General features: G+C 41.9%; 1 pseudogene. It reads right to left on the reverse strand.

The features are described 5' to 3' along the window. Positions 1 to 188: pseudogene (locus CWB60_RS20330) on the reverse strand (glutamate--cysteine ligase); the annotation flags it as partial. Positions 189 to 568: the final 380 nt, after the last annotated feature.

Genomic DNA, 568 nt, shown 5'->3' on the forward strand with positions numbered 1-568 from the left:
TCGGTAGTAATATGTCCGTTTGTTAATGCACTACCTACGCCTTTAGGATGTCCTAAAGTGGAAATGGCGCCATTACCTTTAATACGCAACGACTCTCGCTCAATACCACGTTTGATCCCTTTAATTGCGTGCTGATGCGGTGTTGCTGATAACGCGTTTAGCGCGCTAGATAAATCATGTATAGTCAAAAAATGCTTCCTCGGCCACGTGGCTTAATCTTAGGGTTATGGGGGCTAATTGCCCATACTCAAGATTAAATTGTTAAGAACAATATAATTTTTCAAAATTTTTAGCTATTTACCCTGTTGAGCATGCGCTTGATACAATAAGCATCAACCAGCAAGCTAATCTTGCCACTGCTCACGCTAATATACAATCGCTTTGCTAGGGCGTGTTGGCCTTTGTGAATTGAAATTTGTCCAAACTAAGGGCAATTCAATTGCGGCGCGATATTTGTAACCGAATGGGCTCGATAACTGCCCTGCGTTATTCTAATGACTTACCTCCATGTAAGAATAAGTAAAAACCGAACAAAGCTTTCGCGTCCTGCTCATACCCCTTGCCTAAA

The organism is Pseudoalteromonas sp. S327, assembly GCF_005886415.1.
GTDB lineage: Bacteria > Pseudomonadota > Gammaproteobacteria > Enterobacterales > Alteromonadaceae > Pseudoalteromonas > Pseudoalteromonas atlantica.